The sequence below is a fragment of the Pseudomonas sp. G5001 genome (genome assembly GCF_013385475.1).
Classification (GTDB): domain Bacteria; phylum Pseudomonadota; class Gammaproteobacteria; order Pseudomonadales; family Pseudomonadaceae; genus Aquipseudomonas.
The window spans coordinates 58891-78579 of the sequence record NZ_JACAPZ010000033.1; the positions used below are offsets into that span (position 1 = coordinate 58891).

The 19689-nt window shown below is 61.9% G+C and carries 18 protein-coding genes and 1 pseudogene; 4 read left to right on the forward strand and 15 right to left on the reverse strand.

Annotated features, from left to right (window positions below; genetic code table 11):
- Positions 1 to 11: 11 nt before the first annotated feature.
- Both HX805_RS32685 and HX805_RS24785 read right to left on the reverse strand, forming a co-directional pair.
- Positions 12 to 740 (reverse strand): annotated as a pseudogene (locus tag HX805_RS32685) (PAS domain-containing protein); the annotation flags it as partial.
- Between the two features lie 167 nt (positions 741 to 907).
- Positions 908 to 1777, reverse strand: coding sequence for a LysR family transcriptional regulator (locus tag HX805_RS24785; RefSeq protein ID WP_008431612.1), 870 nt, complete (start codon positions 1775 to 1777; stop codon positions 908 to 910).
- Between the two features lie 98 nt (positions 1778 to 1875).
- Between HX805_RS24785 and gstA the strand changes: the two genes are divergently transcribed.
- Positions 1876 to 2478: a glutathione transferase GstA gene (gene gstA, locus HX805_RS24790; RefSeq protein ID WP_177067305.1), complete on the forward strand. Its 603-nt coding sequence runs from the start codon at positions 1876 to 1878 to the stop codon at positions 2476 to 2478.
- Between the two features lie 106 nt (positions 2479 to 2584).
- On the opposite strand, the gene HX805_RS24795 is transcribed toward gstA, so the two are convergent.
- The 9 genes from HX805_RS24795 to HX805_RS24835 all read right to left on the reverse strand — a co-directional run bounded on the left by HX805_RS24795 (position 2585) and on the right by HX805_RS24835 (position 13573).
- Complete coding sequence (locus HX805_RS24795) at positions 2585 to 3979, reverse strand: aromatic amino acid lyase (protein WP_177117367.1); 1395 nt, start codon at positions 3977 to 3979, stop codon at positions 2585 to 2587.
- Positions 3976 to 4980 carry an ornithine cyclodeaminase family protein gene (locus HX805_RS24800; protein WP_177081078.1) on the reverse strand — a complete coding sequence of 335 codons (1005 nt, stop codon included), beginning with the start codon at positions 4978 to 4980 and terminating at the stop codon, positions 3976 to 3978. Before HX805_RS24800 ends, HX805_RS24795 begins: the two co-directional genes overlap by 4 nt.
- A gap of 223 nt (positions 4981 to 5203) precedes the next feature.
- Entirely contained in the window at positions 5204 to 6130 is a 927-nt protein-coding gene (locus tag HX805_RS24805) for an aliphatic sulfonate ABC transporter substrate-binding protein (RefSeq protein WP_177081079.1), read from the reverse strand.
- Positions 6130 to 7143 (reverse strand): ABC transporter substrate-binding protein, encoded by a 1014-nt coding sequence (locus HX805_RS24810; protein ID WP_177081080.1) that lies wholly within the window; start codon positions 7141 to 7143, stop codon positions 6130 to 6132. The genes HX805_RS24805 and HX805_RS24810 overlap by 1 nt, the downstream gene beginning before the upstream one ends.
- A 146-nt stretch (positions 7144 to 7289) precedes the next feature.
- A complete protein-coding gene (locus HX805_RS24815; RefSeq protein ID WP_177081081.1) occupies positions 7290 to 9929 on the reverse strand; it encodes a TonB-dependent receptor in 2640 nt (879 codons plus the stop codon).
- A 253-nt stretch (positions 9930 to 10182) separates the two neighbouring features.
- Complete coding sequence (locus HX805_RS24820; protein ID WP_177081082.1) at positions 10183 to 11118, reverse strand: FecR domain-containing protein; 936 nt, start codon at positions 11116 to 11118, stop codon at positions 10183 to 10185.
- Positions 11115 to 11624: a sigma-70 family RNA polymerase sigma factor gene (locus HX805_RS24825; protein WP_003213062.1), complete on the reverse strand. Its 510-nt coding sequence runs from the start codon at positions 11622 to 11624 to the stop codon at positions 11115 to 11117. The genes HX805_RS24820 and HX805_RS24825 overlap by 4 nt, the downstream gene beginning before the upstream one ends.
- Before the next feature lie 218 nt (positions 11625 to 11842).
- Entirely contained in the window at positions 11843 to 12622 is a 780-nt protein-coding gene (locus HX805_RS24830) for a phosphate/phosphite/phosphonate ABC transporter substrate-binding protein (protein WP_177081083.1), read from the reverse strand.
- Between the two features lie 9 nt (positions 12623 to 12631).
- Positions 12632 to 13573: a fatty acid desaturase gene (locus HX805_RS24835; RefSeq protein WP_008431594.1), complete on the reverse strand. Its 942-nt coding sequence runs from the start codon at positions 13571 to 13573 to the stop codon at positions 12632 to 12634.
- 334 nt (positions 13574 to 13907) lie between these two features.
- Between HX805_RS24835 and HX805_RS24840 the strand changes: the two genes are divergently transcribed.
- Positions 13908 to 14345 carry a GNAT family N-acetyltransferase gene (locus tag HX805_RS24840; protein ID WP_177081099.1) on the forward strand — a complete coding sequence of 146 codons (438 nt, stop codon included), beginning with the start codon at positions 13908 to 13910 and terminating at the stop codon, positions 14343 to 14345.
- Positions 14346 to 14405: 60 nt separating this feature from the next.
- Positions 14406 to 15224 (forward strand): class I SAM-dependent methyltransferase, encoded by an 819-nt coding sequence (locus HX805_RS24845; protein ID WP_177117368.1) that lies wholly within the window; start codon positions 14406 to 14408, stop codon positions 15222 to 15224.
- Positions 15225 to 15360: 136 nt separating this feature from the next.
- On the opposite strand, the gene def is transcribed toward HX805_RS24845, so the two are convergent.
- The 3 genes from def to HX805_RS24860 form a co-directional block, all read right to left on the reverse strand.
- On the reverse strand, positions 15361 to 15900 hold the full coding sequence (gene def / locus HX805_RS24850; protein ID WP_003213049.1) for a peptide deformylase: 540 nt from the start codon (positions 15898 to 15900) through the stop codon (positions 15361 to 15363).
- Positions 15901 to 15903: 3 nt separating this feature from the next.
- Complete coding sequence (locus tag HX805_RS24855) at positions 15904 to 16848, reverse strand: YihY/virulence factor BrkB family protein (RefSeq protein ID WP_177008473.1); 945 nt, start codon at positions 16846 to 16848, stop codon at positions 15904 to 15906.
- Between the two features lie 181 nt (positions 16849 to 17029).
- Positions 17030 to 17215, reverse strand: a complete 186-nt coding sequence (locus HX805_RS24860) for a CsbD family protein (protein WP_003213044.1) — start codon at positions 17213 to 17215, stop codon at positions 17030 to 17032.
- Positions 17216 to 17414: 199 nt separating this feature from the next.
- Here HX805_RS24860 and HX805_RS24865 point away from each other — a divergent pair, with 199 nt between their 5' ends.
- The gene (locus HX805_RS24865; protein WP_003213043.1) at positions 17415 to 17792 is read left to right on the forward strand and encodes a hypothetical protein; all 378 of its coding nucleotides are present in this window, start codon (positions 17415 to 17417) and stop codon (positions 17790 to 17792) included.
- 184 nt (positions 17793 to 17976) lie between these two features.
- Here HX805_RS24865 and fadD1 read toward each other — a convergent pair whose 3' ends face one another.
- A complete protein-coding gene (gene fadD1 / locus HX805_RS24870) occupies positions 17977 to 19668 on the reverse strand; it encodes a long-chain-fatty-acid--CoA ligase FadD1 (protein ID WP_003213041.1) in 1692 nt (563 codons plus the stop codon).
- Between the last annotated feature and the right edge of the window lie 21 nt (positions 19669 to 19689).

The following is a 19689-nucleotide window of genomic DNA, read 5'->3' on the forward strand; positions in this document are numbered from 1 at the left end:
AGGCGCCCGTTGGCATCGAAGATCGGGTTGTAGGAGGCTTCCAGGAACAGCGTTTGGCCGAATTTATCTTTGCGCTCAAAGCGGTGGGAGTGATATTCGCCGCGGTTGAGCGAGGCCCAGAATGCCTTGTAGGCCGGCGAATCGGTCTCACCGCGATGACAAAACAGACTGTGGTGCTGGCCGACGATTTCACTGAGGGAATACTTCACCGTCTTCAGGAAGTTGTCGTTGGCATTCAGAATCTGGCCTTGCGGGGTGAATTCAATGACCGCCATGGAGCGGCCGATGGCGTCGATCAGGCTCTGGTTTTCATGCTCGCGGTGAATCCGCGCCGAGATGTCCGAGGCCACCTTGATCACGCTTTGCACCTGGTTGTCGGCACCGATTACCGGCATGTAACTGGCCTCCAGCCACACTTCCTGACCATGCTTGTTCAACCGCATGAAGGTGCCACTGAGGGGCTCGCCCCGCGCCAGGTCGCGCCAGAGCTTGGCGTAGGCGTCGGTGTGGGTGTAGGCCTCTTCGCAGAAAATCCGGTGATGCTTGCCGCGAATTTCTTCGGCGCGGTAGCCCATGGTCTTGCAGAAATTTTCATTGGCATCCAGCACGATGCCGTCGCGATCAAACTCGATCATTGCCATGGAACGGCTGATGGCGGCCAATTTGGCTTTGGCTTCGGTAAGGGCGCAGGAGAAACGTTCGATTTCCAGCAGGTCGGATTTGTGTTGGCGGTTGAACATGTCAGATCACCCTTTATTTTCCCGACGCCCACGCGGGCGCATTCCATTCACGGTTTGAATCTTGATCGAAGACCTTTATGGGGAAACCTATCCGAAACGCTTTATATGCCGAGCGTCATCAACGGTTCTGGGTGAGCATAGACAGGCGTTGGCGCTATGCAAGGCCACTAGTCAGCCAGCATTTGCAACAAAGCATTAACCACTGCTGAAGGCGGTTGGTGGCGTGATGTCACCAACGCAAACTCGCGATGCACCGGCTCCGCCAGGGGCATGATGCGCAAGCCTTGGCGCTGGGCCGGCAGGGTCATCTCGGGCACCAGCGTCACTCCCACGCCTTCACGCACCAGGCTGAAAGCGCTGTTCCATTCGCGCACTTCCACCCGCACCTCGCGCAGCACCAGGCCGGCTTCCTGCGCCAGGCTGCGGGCGTTGACGGTGCAGCCGCCGGTGGCAAGCACGAACGGTTGCTCCACCAACTCTTCCAGCGTGACCGTTGCCTGCGCCGGGCGCCGGGAAAACCCGTGGGCCATCGGCAGCACCGCCACCCAGTTATCGCGCCCCAGCACGGCGGCATTGCGCTCGGACGGCGGGTTGAGCACCACGCCCAGGTCGATCAGATTCGCGTCGAGCAAAGTGTTCACTTCATCGTCGGTCACTTCCAGGGCCGTGACCTCGATGCCGGGGTAAAGCTGGTTGAACCGACGCAGCAGCGGCGGCAGGAACACCGCCAGCACCATGGGGAAACTCGCGATGCGAATCGTCCCACGCAGCATCGGCCGCGCTTCGTCCACGGTGGTGCGAATCGCCTGCAAGGCCCCGAGCATCACCCGCGCCTGCTCGATCACTTGCAGGCCCAGGGCGGTAGGCACGGTCTGACGCGCCTCACGCACAAACAACTGCGCACCGAGGTTGGCCTCCATGGCCGCCATCGCCTGGCTGGCGGCGGACTGAGTCATGCCCACTCGTTCGGAGGCGGCAGTGATGCTGCCGTTGTCCGCCACAGCCACCAGCAGGCGCCAGTGCATCAGGTTCATCATGGCAGTAGCTGTCCTTATGGCAGGATTCTGAAAGATTAATTTTACCCAAGGTGCCATGCCCACGAGACTGAAGGCAACTGTCCTGCGGAGTTGCCCCGATGAAGCTGTATTTTTCCCCGAATGCCTGTTCCCTCGCCTCCCATATCGCGCTGCGGGAATTGGCCCTGCCGTTTGAATTGATTCGCGTCGACAACCAGAAAAAGCTCACGGCTGACGGTGATGATTTCCTGCAGATCAATCCCAAGGGCTATGTGGCCGCACTGCAACTGGACAACGGCGAGGTACTGACCGAAGGCGCGGCCATCCTGCAATACCTGGCCGACCGGGTACCCGCAGCGGGCCTGGCGCCGGCCAATGGCAGCTGGGAGCGGGTGCGTTTGCAGGAGTGGCTGAACTTTGTCTCCAGCGAGATTCATGGCGGGCTGGGAGTGTTGTTCAAGGACGCGATTCCCGATGAGGTGAAGGCGCTGTTCAAGGCCACGCTGTTCAAGCGCTTTGCGATTCTGGTGCAGACCCTGGAGCGCCAGGATTACCTGCTGGGCGCGCACTACTCAGTGGCGGATGCGTACCTGTTTGTGGTGCTGCGCTGGGCGGGGTTGTTTGATATCGACTTGCAGCAGTGGCCGGCGTTGGCGAAGTTTCAGCAGCGGGTCGGTGAGCGGCCGGCGGTGATTGCCGCCCTGGCCGCTGAAAATCCATGACCTGAAATGCGATCAACCTGTAGGAGCTGGCTTGCCTGCGATAGCGATGGTGAATCCAACACCGCTATCGCAGGCAACCCAGCTCCCACAGTTGATCTTCATAGTTTTAGAGAATGGGTTTCAAGCCATCGTTTTCGATGAATGCACTTAACGCCAACACATCCACCGACCCCGAACGGTCCTGATCCAGGTGCGCCACCTGGCGGCGCACCGCCTGATGAATACGCCGGGTGCCCTGCCCCAGTTGAACCTTGCCGCGCAGGTCTACCGCCTGCGCCGCCACGATCAACTCAATGCTGCCCAGCCACACCACGCGCTGCACCAGTTGCCGGGTTTTCTCGACCACCGCCAGCGCCTGCCCCGCGTAATCTTCCACGCGATCCGCCACCGGCACGCTCACCGCCGGGATCGGATTGGCCAAGTGCCCGATCTCCGCCACCAACGCCGAACCGGTGCGCTGCAAGGCGGCCATGCCCACGTGCCCGGGCTGGTTGATCAGAAAGCGTGGCAGTTCACTGGAAGGCGGCGACAGCAACTTGGCAATCCGCTCGGCGCTGCACACCGCCACGCGGCTCAACGCCAGGCCCAAGCCTTCGGCCGCCAGCGCAAGATGGGTGCTGTCGAAATTGGCCGTGGCCAGCACCAACGCGTCTTCGCTGATCAACGCCGGATTGTCCGCACCGCTGGCCAGTTCCAGTTCGATCAACTCGCGTAACGCCTGCATTGCCTGTTGCGCCGCGCCTTGAACCACCGTGGCACAGCGAAAGCTCAGCGGGTCCTGTAGCCGACGCGGGTTATCGGCCAATTCGCCGCCCGCCAGCAATTCCAGCAACGCCGCTGATTGCCCGCTTTGCCCCGGCGCCGGGCGCAACCGCGAAGCCCACGGCTGAAACGGACTGAGGTTGGCCCGATAGCCTTCACACGACAACGCCAGCCCCGCCAACACGGCCTGCAATGCCTGTTCGGCCTCGGCCACCAGCAACGCGCCAAGGCCGATGCTCGCGGAGTTGGCCGACACCAGCGCCAGGCCATCCTTGCCCGTCAATGGCACGTTCAGCGCCAGGCTCAAATGCGCCAACGGCGCCAGGTCGCTCTCACCCAGCGATCCGAGCAACGGCACCGCGGGCTCCATGCCGCAGTTGAGTAACGCCAACAGCGCCTGCGCTGCACCCGGCGAAATACCCGAACGCCCCTGGGCCAACCCCGCCAAGCGGGCTGCGGTGATCGCGCGTAATTCCTCACGCGTGGCCAGGCGGCCAACGCCCACCGCACGCCCCAAAGGAATGTTTGCCTGTTCCGGCGCGACCTGCGTATCCACCGCCGCACCGAGGCCGGTGGTCACCCCGTAAATCGGCGTGCCTTCAGCCACCAGGCGCAGCAACAGTCGATGCCCTTCGTCGATACGTTGGCGCGCCGCATCGCTGAAGTCAGCCGGTGCGTCTTGGCGGGCAATCGACAGCAAATCCTCAATCGTCAAACCGGCGGGATCGAAGTGAATCATGCCCAGCGCAACCGCTGGCCGATCCCCAGGCGTCTGGATTTTTCCAGCAGTGCGTGGCCCAGGGCGATATCGCTGAGGCTCAAGCCACGGTGCCAGAACAGGATGGTTTCCTCGGGGGTTTCCCGGCCGGTCTTCAAGCCGGCGACGATCTGCCCCAACTCGGCATGCAAGGTCTCGGCGCTGAGTTTTCCGGCGTCGACATGGGCGCGCAATGCGCCGAACATCCCGCCCTTGCACTGGCCCCAGTCGTCCACCACCAGCTTGTGCATGATGTCGGTCAACGACAGTTCCACCGCGCTCATGGTGCCGTAGGGCACGACGAAGGCACCGGGCTTGATCCACTCGGTGTGCAGCAACGGTTGCGGCTGATCCAGGCGTGAAGCTTCCACTACGATGTCGGCGCCGCGCACCGTGGACTCCCAATCGTCGGTGACAATCACCGGCTTGCCGAGGTCGCGGCGCAGGCGTTCGGCGAAGGCTTCGCGGCTTTCACTGCGGCGCGAGTGCACGCGGATTTCGTCGAAGTCGAACAGGTGGTCCAGCAGCCGCACGTTCCAATACGCCGTGCCACGGGCACCGATGTGCGCGAGGATTTTGCTGTCGGGCCGGGCCAGGTATTTGGCACCGATGGCGGTGACGGCGCCGGTGCGCATGTCGGTAATCGCCGAGGCGTCGAGGATGGCCTTGGGGATGCCGGTGGCCGGGTCCAGCAGGTTGAGAATCGCCAGTTCCGAGGGCAGGCCCTTGCGGTAGTTATCGACAAAGTCGCCCACCACCTTGACCCCGGCGTAGCCGATTGCGCCGCCCAATACACCGCGCAGCACGTTGAAGTGGCCGTTGATTTCACCGCAGGGAATCAGGTGCATGCGCGGCTCGATCACCGCCTCGCTGCGGCCCTGGATCGCCAGGCTGGATTCGATGGCGTTGAGGATTTCGTCGTTGGTCAGGGCCAGTTCGTCGATGTCCAGGCCGTTGAGGAAGTCGATGTAGATCGGTTGCATGGTCTGCTCACTGATGGGTTGCGAAGGTCGATGCTGAAGATGCTTTTATGGGGTGAGGGAGATTGCTGTGGTGAGGAGCTTGCTGTGGCGAGGGAGCTTGCTCCCGCTGGAGTGCGCAGCGCTCCCGCTTTTTTTGGGGCCGCTACGCAGCCCAGCGGGAGCAAGCTCCCTCGCCACAGCAAGCTCCCTCCCTACAGCAAGCTCCCTCTCCACAGGGATCAAGTTATGGAGCCTTGAACACAACCTGCTGCACATCGACCTTTTTCGGGATCAGGCCGTTGGCAAAAAACGCGTCGGCCGTACGTTGCTGGTTGGCGATATCCACGGCTTCCAATGGCCGGCTCGGCGTCGGCGAGCGGTGCTGGAAGTAACTCTCCACCACCGCCGGCTGCAAGCCCAATGTCTTGGCCATCAGCGCGACGCTTTCATCATGCTGGTCCAGCGACAACCGCTGCGCCTGGGCAAACACCTTGAGAATCGCCGCAATCGCCTGCGGGTGCTGCTTGGCAAACGGCCCGCTGGCGATGAAGAAACTGCCCGCCGGGTTCAGCCCCTGGCCATCCCCCAGCACCTTCGCCGAACCGTCCACCACGGCCGCCGAGTAGTACGGGTCCCACACCACCCAGGCGTCGACCTTGCCTTGTTCAAACGCGGCACGGCCGTCGGAGGGCGACAGGTACACCACGTTCACGTCCTTCCACTGCAAGCCGGCACGCAGCAAACTTTTGAGGAACAGGTTGTGGGCGCTGGAACCCTTGAGCAACGCCACGCGCTTGCCCTTGAGTTCGGCCACGCTTTGCACGGTGCTGTCCTTGGGCAGCAGGATGGCTTCGGTGCGCCCGTCATTGGGCTCGACGCCGATGTAGCGAATGTCGATGCCGGCAGCCTGGGCGAAGATCGGCGGGATGTCGCCGATATTGCCGATGTCGATGCTGCCGCCATTCAAGGCTTCGATCAGCGGCGGGCCGCCGAGGAATTCGATCCACTCGACCTTGGTGCCCGGCAACCCTTGCTCGAACAGGTGATGCTCACGGGCGAGCACCATGCTCACCGAGCTTTTCTGGTAGCCGACGCGCAGGGAGGCCGGTTCTGCCGCCAGCAGCGGCCCGGCGCACAGTGCCAGCAGTGTGGCTGCGATGAGCTTGCGCATCAGAGACTCTCCTTGACCTTGGCCGCGACGTCCGCCGGCACCCACTGCTGCCAGACCTGCGGCTGTTCTTTCAGGAACGCTTCGGCCACCTGGCGCGGCGCGGTACGTTTCTCGGCCATTTGCGCGAGGATGCCGTTGAGCAGGTCAATCGGCAGGTCGACTTTTTCAAAGAACGTCATCAGTTGCGGGTACTGCGCCTTGAACGGCGCCGACACGCCAATCGCCAGGTGCGCTGGCATCGAACGAGTACCGATGGGGTGCGGGTTGTTGGCGTCGGCCAGGGTCTTCCAGGCTTCGGCGTTGAACGGTGGTTCTTCCAGTTTGATCAACTTGAAGCGCCCCAGCAGTGGCGTCGGCGACCAGTAGTAGAACAGCACCGGCTTGCCGCGACGGATCGAGGATGCAACCTCGGCATCCAGCGCCGCGCCGGAACCGGTGCGGAAGTTGACGTAGGTGTCGGTCAGGCCATAGGCCTTGAGCTTCTGGCTGTTGACGATCTCCGAGGTCCAGCCGGTGGGGCTGTTGAGGAAGCGCCCACGGGTCGGGTCTTCGGGGTCGCGGAACACGTCTTTGTAGCGGGCCAGGTCGGCGACGGATTTAAGCTCCGGGGCCAGGGGTTTGATGCCCCGTTCGGCGTCGCCCTTGATCACGTACTCCGGCACCCACCAGCCTTCGGTGGCGCCTTTGACGGTGTCGCCCAGGCCGAAAACCTTGCCTTCGCTTTCGGCCTTGACCCACGCCGGACTGCGCCCGGCCCACTCTTCGCCGATCACCTGGATATCGTCCTTGGCCAGGGCGGCCTCCAGGCTCACGGTGCTGCCGGGCAAGGTGTCGGTGGGCAGGCCATAGCCTTTCTCGACGATCAGGCGCAGCACTTCGGTGATCAGGCTGCCGCTTTCCCAGGTGATATCACCGAAGTGGATCGGTTTGGCAGGTTCGGCGGCCGTGGCTGATTGTGCCAGGACGGTGAGTGCCAATAGCGAGCCACCGAGCAGGTTCTTGATTGTTTTCATGTGTTACCTCGTGGTGATTCCATGAAGAGTGCTCTTGTGGCGAGGGAGCTTGCTCCCGCTGGACTGCGCAGCAGGCCCAAAGTGCTTGGGGCCGCTACGCGCCCCAGCGGGAGCAAGCTCCCTCGCCACAGGTTTTGCATCAGGGTTTAAAAGTCATAACTGAGCCGCGTGTAGTAAAACGCCCCTTCCGGCGCCGTCGGCGACAGGTAGCTGTATTGCTGGCCCGGGGTCTGGCGCAAACGGGTGTTGTAGTCGTCAGGCTTGCTGTCGAACAGGTTGTTGACGCCCACCGACACCCGCAGTTGTTTGGTGAAGGCGTAGTTCACGTCCAGGTCGGTGGTCCATTGCGCGCCGAAGGTCTGGTCGTACTGGGCGTTGGCTTCGCTGGACGCATATTTGCGGTACTTGCCGTAACGGGTTTCGTTGAGGGCGATGGTCCATTGGTTGAGCTTGTGGACCGCGCCAAACACCAGCTTGTCTTCCGGGTAACCGTGCTCCAGGAAGCCACGGGATTCACGGGTCAGCACTTCGAAGCCGTTGGGGTTTTCGTGGACCTTCTCGATGGTGGTGCGGGCCTTGGTGTAGCCCGCCGACAGGTTCAGGTTGCCGAACTGCTCAAGGTCCAGGTTGTACTTGCCCACGATGTCGACGCCACGGGTGCGGGTGTCGGCGGCGTTGGTCATGAACTGCGCCCAGGAGTACTGGCCGTAGCCGGCGTCCTTGAGGATCTGCTCGGCCAGCGGCCCGGAAATGCCACCGCTGAACAGCAGGCGGTCACGAATCGAAATCTGGTAGGCGTCGATGGTCAGCGAGGCCTGGTCGGTTGGGCGCAGCACCAGGCCCAGGGAGAAGTTGGTGGACTTCTCGGGCTTCAGCGGCTGCGCACCGAGGGCACGGGCGGCCGGGTTGTCGGCCGGCAGCATGCGGGTCAGCACCGGGTTGCCGTTGGCGTCGAGGTTGGTGGTGGTGGTCCAGGAGGTGCCGATCTGGCCCAGGCTGGGCGCGTGGTAGGCATTGTTGACCGTGGCCCGCAGGCCGACTTTCGGGGTGAAGTCATAGCGCGCCGAGAGTTTGCCGGTGGTGGCTGAACCGAAGTCCGAGTAGTGCTCGGTACGCCCGGCAATGCCCACCTGGAGCTTGTCGGTGACCTGGTTTTCCAGGCCGAAATACACGCCGCCCACATCACGCTTGAAGGTGCCGGCGTCATCCGGGGTCAGGCCCGAAGCCTGCACCGCGCCAACCTGCACGCCGTCGATGCCACCGTAGGAATAGGAATCGTAGTCGCCGGCCTCCAGCCGGTATTGCTCATGCCGGTAGGCGACGCCCGCTGAAACGGTGAGTGGATGGCTCGACCAGTCGACGTTCAGATCCTTGGCGTAATCCAGGGTGATGTTGGTCTGGTCGTTGACCAGGGTGGCGACGTTGAACTTGGTCGGGCTGTTGATCCCGTAGCTCGGGTTGACGGTGTTGAAAGCCAGTTCGTCGTGCTCGTCGCGGCCATAGGTGGCGCTCAAATCGAAGCGGCCGATGCTCTCGTCTTCATAGCGGGTGCCGACGGTGACGGCGCCGTCTTCATAGCGATAGCGGTATTTCGGGATGGTGCCGTTGGGGTAGATCCCGGCCACGTTGTTCGGGCTGCTGGCCAGCAGCGGCGGCGTGTTGTTTACCGAAGTGTCCTGGCCGAAGGTGGCGAAACTGTAGAGGCGCCATTGGTCGTTCAGGCCGATTTCGGCGTTGGCCGCCAGGTTGTATTTGTCGCGCCCGGCACCGCCCCAGCGCGGGTCTTGTACCTGGCCGTCGGCGACGTATTTGTCGCCGATGTCATCGGGTTTGTTGTTCAGGGTGTTGAAGCTCAGGGTCAGGAAACCATCCCCCGGCAAGCCGATGCCGTACCAGCCATCGGTGGTTTTGCTGAAGCCGTCGCCCTGGGCGTATTTGCCCAGTTGGGTGTTGATGCCGCCACCGCTGTCGCGCTCCTTGAGCACGATGTTGACCACCCCCGCCACCGCGTCCGAACCGTATTGCGCCGAGGCACCGTCGCGCAGCACTTCGACGTGGTCGATGGCGCTGATGGGGATCATGTCGAGGTCCACCGGCTGCGCGCCAATGAACGGCACGCCACCGGAAATGTTCACCACCGCCGAGGTGTGCCGGCGCTTGCCGTTGATCAGCACCAGGGTCTGGTCCGGGGACAAGCCGCGCAGGGAGGCGCCTTTCGGATCCTGGCCGCGGGTGGCGCTGTTGTTCTGCGGAAAGTTGAACGAGGGCAGCAGTTGGAACAGCGCCTGGTTGAGGCTGGTGGCGCCGGTTTGCTTGAGTTCTTCGGCGTTGATCACATCCACCGGGGCGCTGCTGGTGAGGGCCGTGGCGTCGCTGCGACGGGTACCGATGGCGACCACACGGTCGAGGGTCGGCGCCTGGGCTTCGGCGGTTTGCGCCTTGATGCTGTTGCTGGCAGGCGCGACTTTGGCGCCTTCCTTGATGATGAATGCACCGTCCGGGCTGACCTGGACTTGCAGGCCGGTGCCCTTGAGCGCGGCGTCTACCGCCTGTTGCGCCGACAGCGAACCGTCGACCCGCGCCGAGGAATAATTGCCCAGCTGCGGCGTGAAGGAAATCACCTGGCCGCTCTGGCGGCTGATGTTCAGCAGCACTTCGTCCAGCGGGCCGGGCGCGATGTGGTAGACCTGGCGCGCCTCTTCGGCGCTGGCAGCGAAAGACAGGAACAGACTGGCCAACGGCACCAGGGCAAAGGCTCGAAGCGGTGTACGGTTGAATGGGCTCACGTTGGCTCCCCCCAAGGAAACTCCTGAGCGCTGCTCCCCGCAGCGCTTACGGGAGTGATGTGGGATGGCCGGGGGAAAACTTGCAGATCGTTTGGTTATGTCGTTAGAACCGACATTCGGAAACGACGCGGTCAACTGTCGGAGCTGTCGAGCTTTAGCGAGGCTGCGATGGTATCGCTGCGGTACATCTGCGAGGCCGAGGTGCTCGCATCGCAGGCAAGCCAGCTCCCACATTGACCGAGGTGAACCGTTTTCAGGCGGCACTGACGGTCACCCACAACCCGGTCCGGCGGGTGATGTGGATCGGCAGGGTGCGTGCCAGGGTGTCGAGGATCTGGTCGGGATTGTCGAGGCGGTACAGGCCGCTGACCCGCAACTCTGCCACCGCCGGATCGAGGCGCAGCACACCGTTGTGATACGGGCGCAGTGCGTCGATCACTTCCACCAGCGGGCGGTCGCGCACTTGCAGGAAACCGTCGATCCACGCCGTCGCCCCCGAGGAACTGGCCAGCACCGGGCCGAAGCCGAAGCGGTCATAAGTCACCTCGTGCCCGGCCTCCAGTTGCAGGCGTTCACCGTTCTGGCCGTCGATCTCCAGGGCACCGTTGAGCGCCACCACATGGCCCTGCCCTTCGCGCTCGCGCAGCAACAGGCGATTGCCCAAGGCATGCAGTCGAGCTTGATCGGTCTGGATGAAAAACGGTCGGTTGCTGTCCCTGGCAATCTTCACCAGCAACTCGCCATCGCGCAGGCGCACCACGCGGTGTTGTGGGTCGAACTGGATGTCGGCGGCACTGCGGGCGTTGAGCAGTAACTCGCTGCCATCCGCCAGCGCTACAGTGCGCCGTTCGCCGGTGCCGGTGCGGATATCGGCGGTCAAATCCTCCACCACCGGCCGGGCCAGCCAACCGGCGCCCAGCATCAGGCCAGCGCCCATCAGGGCGCCGCGCAACACCGTGCGGCGGCTGGATGGCGCGTCCAGTGCCTGCTGCAATACCTTGCCGCTGACGCCTTGGGCCTGCGGAATTTGAAACACACCGAGGCGGGTTTCCAGTTGTTGGCACAAGGCTTCGTGACGCGGGTCTGCGGCACGCCACTGATGGTAACGCTGCCAGTCGGCGGCACTCGCCTCGCCGGAGCGCAGCAACACCACCCAGCGAGTGGCGCTGTCGATCAGGTCGTCGCTCATTCCAGGCACAGCCGCAGGCAGCGGTTGACGGCACGGGTCATGTAGTCGCTGACCGAGCGTTGGGAAATGCCCAGCTCGGCCGCGATTTCCGGGTAGGTCAGGCCATTGAGTTGCGACAGCAGAAAGGTCGCCTTGACCTTGGCCGGCAAGCCGTCGAGCAACTGGTCGATGGCCTGCAGGGCTTCGAGCATCTGCGCCAAATCCTCAGGGGATGGCGCGGGCGAGGTTTCGTCCTGGTCGAGGGCGTCGAGGTAGGCGCGCTCCAGGTCACGGCGACGCCACAGCTGGTACATCAGGCGTTGGGCAATGGTGGTGAGCAAGGCGCGTGGCTGGCGGATCGGCGCCACGCCCGGGGAACTCAGGAGCTGGACGAAGGTGTCGGCGGCGATGTCTTCGGCGTGGGCACGGGAATCGAGATGGCGGTGCAAACGGCCGCACAGCCAGTCGTAATGACTGCGGAATAATCCGCCCACGTAATCGCTGTGAGAAGTGTCGGCGCCGGACATAGTGGCTCCATCTGAGTAGGTTGCGCGTTATGTCCGGTGTTCCGGTGGAGCGATCCTAGCAAGGCTGCTTATTCTTTAATAATATTTAAAAGGTATTTTTATATAACCAATCGCTCACACGCTCTGCGTGTGAATGCCGCCTTGGACGCTCTGCGTCTGCTTTGAAATCGTGACGCAGAGCTTCACAGGATGCATTCCCACGCGGAGCGTGGGAACGATCATTGGAGGCGTGGATAACCCAAGGCTTCAGCCTGCTGCCGGTAATCCAGCAGCACCTGGTAATCCGCTTCGGTGGCGGGCAGCACTTCGTGTACGCCGAGGGTTTGCACCACTTCGGGCAGATCCTGCAAGGCCAGGTTCATGACCTCCCGCAGGTGTTCACTTGAGGCCGGCGCGCTGATGTAAGGCAGCGTCGGGCTGGGCGCGCTGCGGGTGACGATCCTCAGCCCGGCCACTTCCTCTGGGGCAAAACGGGCGAGGTAGTCGTAGGTCACGCTGTCGATGGCGGCAAGGTCTGCGCGGTTTTCCCGCAGCCAGCGCAGGCTTTCGCGATGGGCGCCGCTGATGCCGACTTCGGCAAAGAACCGACCGCCCTGCTGCAGCGGCGCCAGGCGTTCGCGCAGCAGGTTCATGCCGCTGTTGGAGTCATGGCCGTTGATCACACCGCGGCTGTCTTGGAAGTCGGCCAAGGCAACGCGGGGATTGTCGTCGCGGGTCAGCAGCAGGCTGCAATGCTGGCCGCCGCTGCTGTGGGGCAGTTCGTAGCGCGGGCGGCCAATCACCTGGACTTGCCCGCGCAGCTCGGTCATCAGCGGGTAGCCGCAGGTTTGCGTCAGCAGCAATTGCGGGGCACGCCACAGGCTGCGCAGCTCGAGATGATCAGCCTTGCGGCGGGTCGCGCCCAGGCGCTCAAGGATGCGCGAAAGCCAGCGCTCATTGGCCTGTTGCACCTGCTGCGGCGCCACGTACATCAGCAGTTCGGCGTAGCGGTCACTCATGGTCGTCTCTCAAGCAAAGGGGTGCCGTGGGCTGTCGATGGCCTTGAGCCCGTGACGGCCGATCAACTGGCCGTAACCCTGCACCAGGAACCCGCCGCTGCGCGCCACCCATTGTTCCCGGCGCGCGCGGTACACGGTGGGCAGCAAATACCACGGCAGCTTCGGCAAGTCGTGATGCACCAGGTGCAGGTTGTTGTTGAGGAACAGCCAGGTCCACGGCCAGGCGGCTTCGTTAAGCACCGTGCGCTGTTCCGGTTGTGGGTGCGGGCGATGCTCATAGTAGGAACGGATCGCCGCCACCGACAAGGCCGGCACGCTGACCAGCGCCACGTAGTGCCACACCGGCAGCACGCTGTAGTGGGCGATGAAGGTCAGCATCAGCACGGTCACGGTGCCATGGCTCAGCCACATCAGCCACGCCTGGCGCTGGCCTTTGCGCAGGCGCCTGACCTCGTTGCGCGCCAGCTTCCACAGCGCCAGCGGCGAACCCAACAGGAAGCGCCCCAGGACGGTCTTGGTCAGCCAATGCAAGGTGCGCTCGAACAGCGAACTGTCATCCCACTGCCGCTGATTCAGGTAGCGGCTTTCCGGGTCGACACCGGGCACCGTCAGGTCTTCGTCGTTGTGGTGCACCAGGTGGCAGTTGCGGTACAGGGTGTAGGGGTACCAGACGGCAAACGGTGCGTAGCCGAGGAGTTTGTTCAAAGCAGTGAAGCGCGTGGGATGGCCGTGCAGCAGTTCATGTTGCAGGGACATCCACAGCGTCACGAGCGGGATCAACAGTGCGGTACTCAGCCACAGGCCAAGCCAGTGGCTGGCGAGGATCACGGCAAACCAGCCGGCATAGACGCCGATCAACAGCAGCCAGGTCGGCCACTCGGTGCGGGCGGTAAAGGTCTGGGCCAGGGCTTCGATTTCCCGGCGCTGGGTTTCATCAAGGTAGTTGGACATCGGCAGCTCAGGGCAGGCGTGGCCGACGAAAAAGTCGGCTTCATCCTGCTCTGTGCAATGGGGCGGGAAAATCTTGCAGATCGTTTGGTACTTAGCTTAGAACTTAATGACCGAACAGGTTGCTGTCGGTTTTCTTGGCCTTTTTCTCGGCGCGTTTTTCATCGGCGGTCTTTGCCGGTTTCTTCTTGTCAGCTTTCTTGGAATTCAGACCTTTGGCCATGATGCGTGCTCCACTTACAGGGGATGTAACACTGGGTATAACACCGATTGCCCAACAGAAGGCGCTTTGCCCGACTTATAATCTGCACCCCCTGGATTCGCGTGTTTGAAAACCATGCCCGAGTTGCACATCGACCGACTGGCAGAGCCGTTGTGGCCGCTGCTGAACAAGTTCTACCGCAGCCATAACTCACCGATGAAGGCCCTCAAGGGTGGCCAGTTGTGGGTGGCCAGGGGCAGCGAGGTTGTCGCGGGCCTGTGCCTGACGCCGGTGGTGGGTGGGCAGTGGTTGACCGGGCTGTTTGTCGACCCGGCGCTGCGTGGCCAGGGGCTGGCGGCGCAATTGATTCGCGCCTCGGTCGCAAGCGTTGAAGGCACGGTGTGGCTGCTGTGCCATCCGGACCTGGAAGGCTTTTATCAACGCCTGGGTTTTACCCAGGACACGTTGCTGCCGCAGTCCTTGTCGGAGCGCCTGGTGCGCTACAAACGCAACAAGCCGATGATCGCCATGGGCTTAGAACCGTTGGTGAGGTCGTCCTTCAATAAAGTGTGATCAGCCGTTGTGGGCCCCATGCTAGCCTCGGCGGCACCAGCGGCCCATTACAGGATGATCATGAAAGCGACCCTTGCAGTCTTATCCCTTGCAGCTCTCCTCGCCCCGGCCTTGAGCCAGGCAGCCGAAGCGCCGGTTTCCGCCGAGCAGTATGCAACCGTGCTCGCCGGCAGTTGGCGCGTGCCGGCCAACAGCGCGCGTGATGGGTATCGTCACCCGCAGCAGACCCTGGAGTTCTTTGGCCTGCGGGCCGACCAGACCCTGATCGAAATCACCCCCGGTGGCGGCTGGTACAGCGAGCTGCTGGCGCCGCTGCTCAAGGATAACGGCCACTACATCGCCGCCGTGCAGGCGCCGAACAGCAGTGCCTACGCGCGTACATCAGAAGAAAACCTGAAAAAGAAATTCGCCGCAGACCCGCTGCATTATTCCAAGGCCGGCTTCGCCGAGTTCGACCCCAAGGCTCCGGTGCTGGGCAAGCCTGGCTCGGCCGACACCGTGCTGACCTTTCGCAACGTGCATAACTGGGTGATGGCGGATACGGCGCCGGCGATGTTCGAGGCGTTCTTCAAGGTGTTGAAACCGGGCGGCGTGCTGGGGGTGGTGGATCACCGGGCCAAGGACGGGGCGTCGCTGGAAGACATCAAGCACAGCGGTTACCTGACCACCGCGTATGTGGTGAAACTGGCGACGGATGCGGGGTTCAAGCTTGAGGGGCAGAGCGAGGTGAATGCCAACCCGAAAGATACCAAGGACTACCCGGATGGGGTCTGGACCTTGCCGCCGGCGTTGACGTTGGGGGAAAAGGACAAGGCGAAGTATGTGGCGATTGGTGAGTCGGACCGGATGACGTTGCGGTTTGTGAAGCCCGCAAAATAAGCTGAATGCACGCAGAACAAATGTGGGAGCGGGCTTGCTCGCGAATGCGGTGGATCAGTCTATATCTTCGGTGACTGGCACTCCGCTTTCGCGAGCAAGCCCGCTCCCACAGTTTGAGGTGTGTTTTGCCTGAGGGTTATTCGTCTGCGGTGGGATCCATATCCGGGAACATCACTTCGATAAACCCGAACTTGCTGAAATCGGTAATCCGCGATGGGTACAGCCGGCCGATCAGATGATCGCACTCGTGCTGTACCACCCGCGCGTGAAAGCCTTCGGCAATCCGCACAATCGGCTCGCCCTTGGGGTCAAACCCTTCGTAGCGAATCTGCTGGTAACGGTCCACGGCCCCGCGCAAGCCCGGCACCGACAGGCACCCTTCATAGCCTTCTTCCAGCACCGGGCTGAGCGGCGTGATCAGCGGGTTGATCAGGATGGTCTGGGGCACCGCGGGCGCGTCCGGGTAGCGTTCGCTGCTCTCGAAACCGAAGATCACCAGTTGCAGGTCCACTCCAATCTGCGGCGCGGCCAGGCCGACGCCACCGACGTGTTCCATGGTCTGGAACATGTCATCAATCAACTGCCACAGCTCCGGGCTGTCGAACATTTCCGGCGGAACCGGCGGGGCAATGCGCAGCAGGCGCTCATCGCCCATTTTCAGGATTTCACGGATCATCGATCAGACTTCATCGGTAGTGGGCTTGAGTGAGTGGTCCCGGCCAAGGCCTGAGACATGTTGTTTGTCGTCGTGCTCGCCAAAGTCCTTTTCACCAGGATCCTTGCCTTCGGCCGACATGTGTTCGATCACCGCGTTCATCTCCGCCCCCAGCAGCAGCACGGCAGCCGAGATGTAGAAGTACAACAGCAGCACAATGATCGCGCCGATACTGCCATACATGGCGTTGTAGTCGGCAAAGGTTTTGACGTAGTAGCCAAAACCCAGGGAAGCGACGATCCAGACCACCACCGCCAGGACCGATCCCGGGGTGATAAAGCGAAACTTCTGCTTCACGTCAGGCATCACGTAGTACATCAACGCCACGGAGAACATCAACAGGATGACGATCAGCGGCCAACGCAGGATGGTCCACAGCGTGACCACGAATTCCTGCATGCCGATCTGCCCCGCCAGCCATTCCATCACCTGGGGCCCGAGCACCATCAAGGCGGCGGCGGCCAACAGCATGCCGGCGAAGCCTACGGTGTAGAAAATCGACAGCGGGAAGCGCTTCCAGATCGGTCGGCCTTCCACCACGTCATAGGCGGCATTCATCGCACTCATCATCAGGCGCACACCCGCCGAGGCGGTGTACAGCGCGATCACGATACCCACCGACAACAGGCCACCCTTGGATTGCTGCAACTGGTCGATCACCGGGTTGACCTGCTCCAGGGCCTGGGGCGGCAATACCAGTTCCGATTGCATGCGCAGCCAGGTGAAGAAGTCCGGCAGGTGCAGGAAACCGATCAGGGCAATCAGGAACAGCAGGAAGGGAAACAGCGAGAACAGCATCTGGTAGGCCAGCGCCGAGGCGTACGTAGGCATCTCGTCATCGAGGAACTCTGTGACAGTGCGCACCAGCACTTTGTGCAGGGGCAAGCCTTGTAATACCGGAAAAATCATAGCGTCTCCTTTCGCCGCAAAAAGTTGAGTTCGTGGGCGACTCAGGGGCCGTTTTCTACATCAAGGTAGCTTATTTGGCGACCTTGAAACAATTTCCAAACTTTAATCACTGCAGGTGACACAAAAACGGCCATCCGTGGATGGCCGTCGGGCTGCTGGAGTGCAGGCAGCCAGGTCGGGACTATTTGACCGCTTTCTTTACTGCGTCCTTGGTGTCGCCGACTGCTTTTTGCACTTCACCTTTCTTTTCCTGAACCACGCCTTCAGCCCGCAACTTGTCGTTGCCGGTGACTTTGCCAACACCTTGCTTGATGTTGCCTACGGCTTCGTTCGCCAAACCTTTTGCCTTATCCGATGTGCTACTCATGGTATTTCTCCTGGGAACAATCAAGGATTTTGGTCACTACGTAATCGTTGACCCTTGGCCTTTCCAGAGAGTTTCAATTATTTTTTCAGCGGCATTTCATCGCGCCGTACAGGTTTGGCTTTATGTTTTGCGGCCAACCCACGAGAATGCCGGGCACATCCAGGCGCAAGCGCTGGGTAACAGATCCCGTAGGAAGGTTATGAAACTCAATAAAGCACAGGCCATTGCCCGCAGAAACCAGGAACTGGGCGGTGCCGTACTCGGTGTCAACAACTGCCACTTCACCGACCTGGACCGCAAACGCAACATCTGGTGGTTCGACCTGCCGGTGGGCCGGATTGCCGTGGGCCAGTACGAGTGGATCCACTTGTTGATGCACAACGCCGAGAGCGACCAGTTGCTGCACCTGAAGGTGCCAACGGTGTTTCTGCGCGAGAAGCTGGAAGGCCTGGTGGTGCGCAATGCCGGCAAGCGCAAGCCGGAGATTACCCTGGAGCTGAGTGCCGACAAGGACTCGTTCCTCAAGGACGTACGCCCGGCCGGTGCCGGTGTGAGCTTCGCGCAGTTCGCACTGTAGGAATACGGTCTAAACCTGTGGGAGCGGGCTTGCTCGCGAATGCGGTGTGTCAGTAACCGGTATATCACTGGCACACCGCTTTCGCGAGCAAGCCCGCTCCCACATTTGGATTGCATTTCAATGCGGGAAAATCAGCGTTCAATAAAAAGCCCCGCATCTGCGGGGCTTTTTGTTGGGGGCCGATTTACTTCTTCAAACCCAGCTTTTTCAGTTCTTCATCCCGCAGTTCGCGGCGCAGGATCTTGCCCACGTTGGTAGTCGGCAGCGCATCGCGGAATTCCACGGCCTTGGGCACCTTGTAGCCGGTGACGTTGGCGCGCATGTGCTCCATCACCTGATCTTTGGTCAGGCTGGCACCCGGCTTGACCACGATGAAGATCTTGATGTGCTCCCCGGACTTCTCGTCCGGCACACCAATGGCCGCGCATTGCAGCACGCCCGGCAGGGTCGCCAGCACATCTTCCAGCTCGTTGGGGTAGACGTTGAAACCGGAGACCAGAATCATGTCCTTCTTGCGGTCGACAATGCGCATGTAGCCATCCGGCTGGATGATCGCGATGTCACCGGTCTTCAGCCAGCCTTCGCTGTCGAGGATCTCGGCGGTGGCGTCTTCGCGCTGCCAGTAGCCCTTCATCACTTGCGGGCCCTTGACGCACAACTCGCCCACTTCACCCAGCGCCAGCTCGACGCCGTCATCGGTGATGACCTTGCACAGGGTCGACGGCACCGGAATGCCGATGGTGCCGATCTGGATGTTCTGGATCGGGTTCACGGTGGCCACCGGGCTGGTTTCGGTCATGCCGTAACCTTCGCAGATGGAGCAGCCGGTGACCGCTTTCCAGCGCTCGGCCGCCGCCAGTTGCAGGGCCATGCCGCCGGACAGGGTGACTTTCAGCGCCGAGAAATCCAGCTTGCGGAAGGCATCGTTGTTGCACAGCGCAACGAACAGCGTGTTCAGGCCGACAAAGCCGCTGAACTTCCACTTCGACAGTTCCTTGACCATCGCCGACAGGTCGCGCGGGTTGCTGATCAGGATGTTGTGGTTGCCGATCAGCATCATCGCCATGCAATGAAAGGTGAAGGCATAGATGTGGTACAGCGGCAGCGGGGTAATCAGGATCTCGCAACCTTCATTGAGGTTGGAGCCCATCAGCGCCTTGCACTGCAGCATATTGGCGACGAGGTTGCGGTGGGTCAGCATCGCGCCCTTGGCCACGCCCGTGGTGCCGCCGGTGTATTGCAGCACGGCGACTTCGTCGCTGGCGGGGCTGACTTCGTTCACCGGCTGGCCGTGGCCCTTGGCCAATACGTCGTTGAACTTGATCGCCTTGGGCAAGTGATAGGCCGGGACCATCTTCTTCACGTACTTGATGACGCTGTTGATCAGCAGGCGCTTGAGCGGCGGCAACAGGTCGGCGACTTCGGTGACGATCACGTGCCGGACGGAAGTCTTGGGCACGACTTTTTCAGCCAGGTGCGCCATGTTGGCCAGGCAGACCAGGGCCTTGGCACCGGAGTCGTTGAATTGGTGTTCCATTTCCCGCGCGGTGTACAGCGGGTTGGTGTTGACCACGATCAAGCCGGCACGGATGGCGCCGAACACGGCGACCGGGTATTGCAGGACGTTGGGCAGTTGCACGGCGATTCGATCACCGGGCTGCAAGTCGGTATGCTGTTGCAGGTAAGCGGCGAAGGCGCCGGACAGTTCGTACAGTTCACCGTAGGTGATTGTCTTGCCCAGGTTGCTGAAAGCCGGTTTGTTGGCGAAGCGTTGGCAGGACTGCTTCAGTACCGCCTGAATATTCGGATACTCGTCTGGATTGATTTCTGCAGCAATCCCGGCGGGGTACTTATCCTTCCAAAAGTCTTCGATCATGGAAGCCCACTCCTCAGCGAC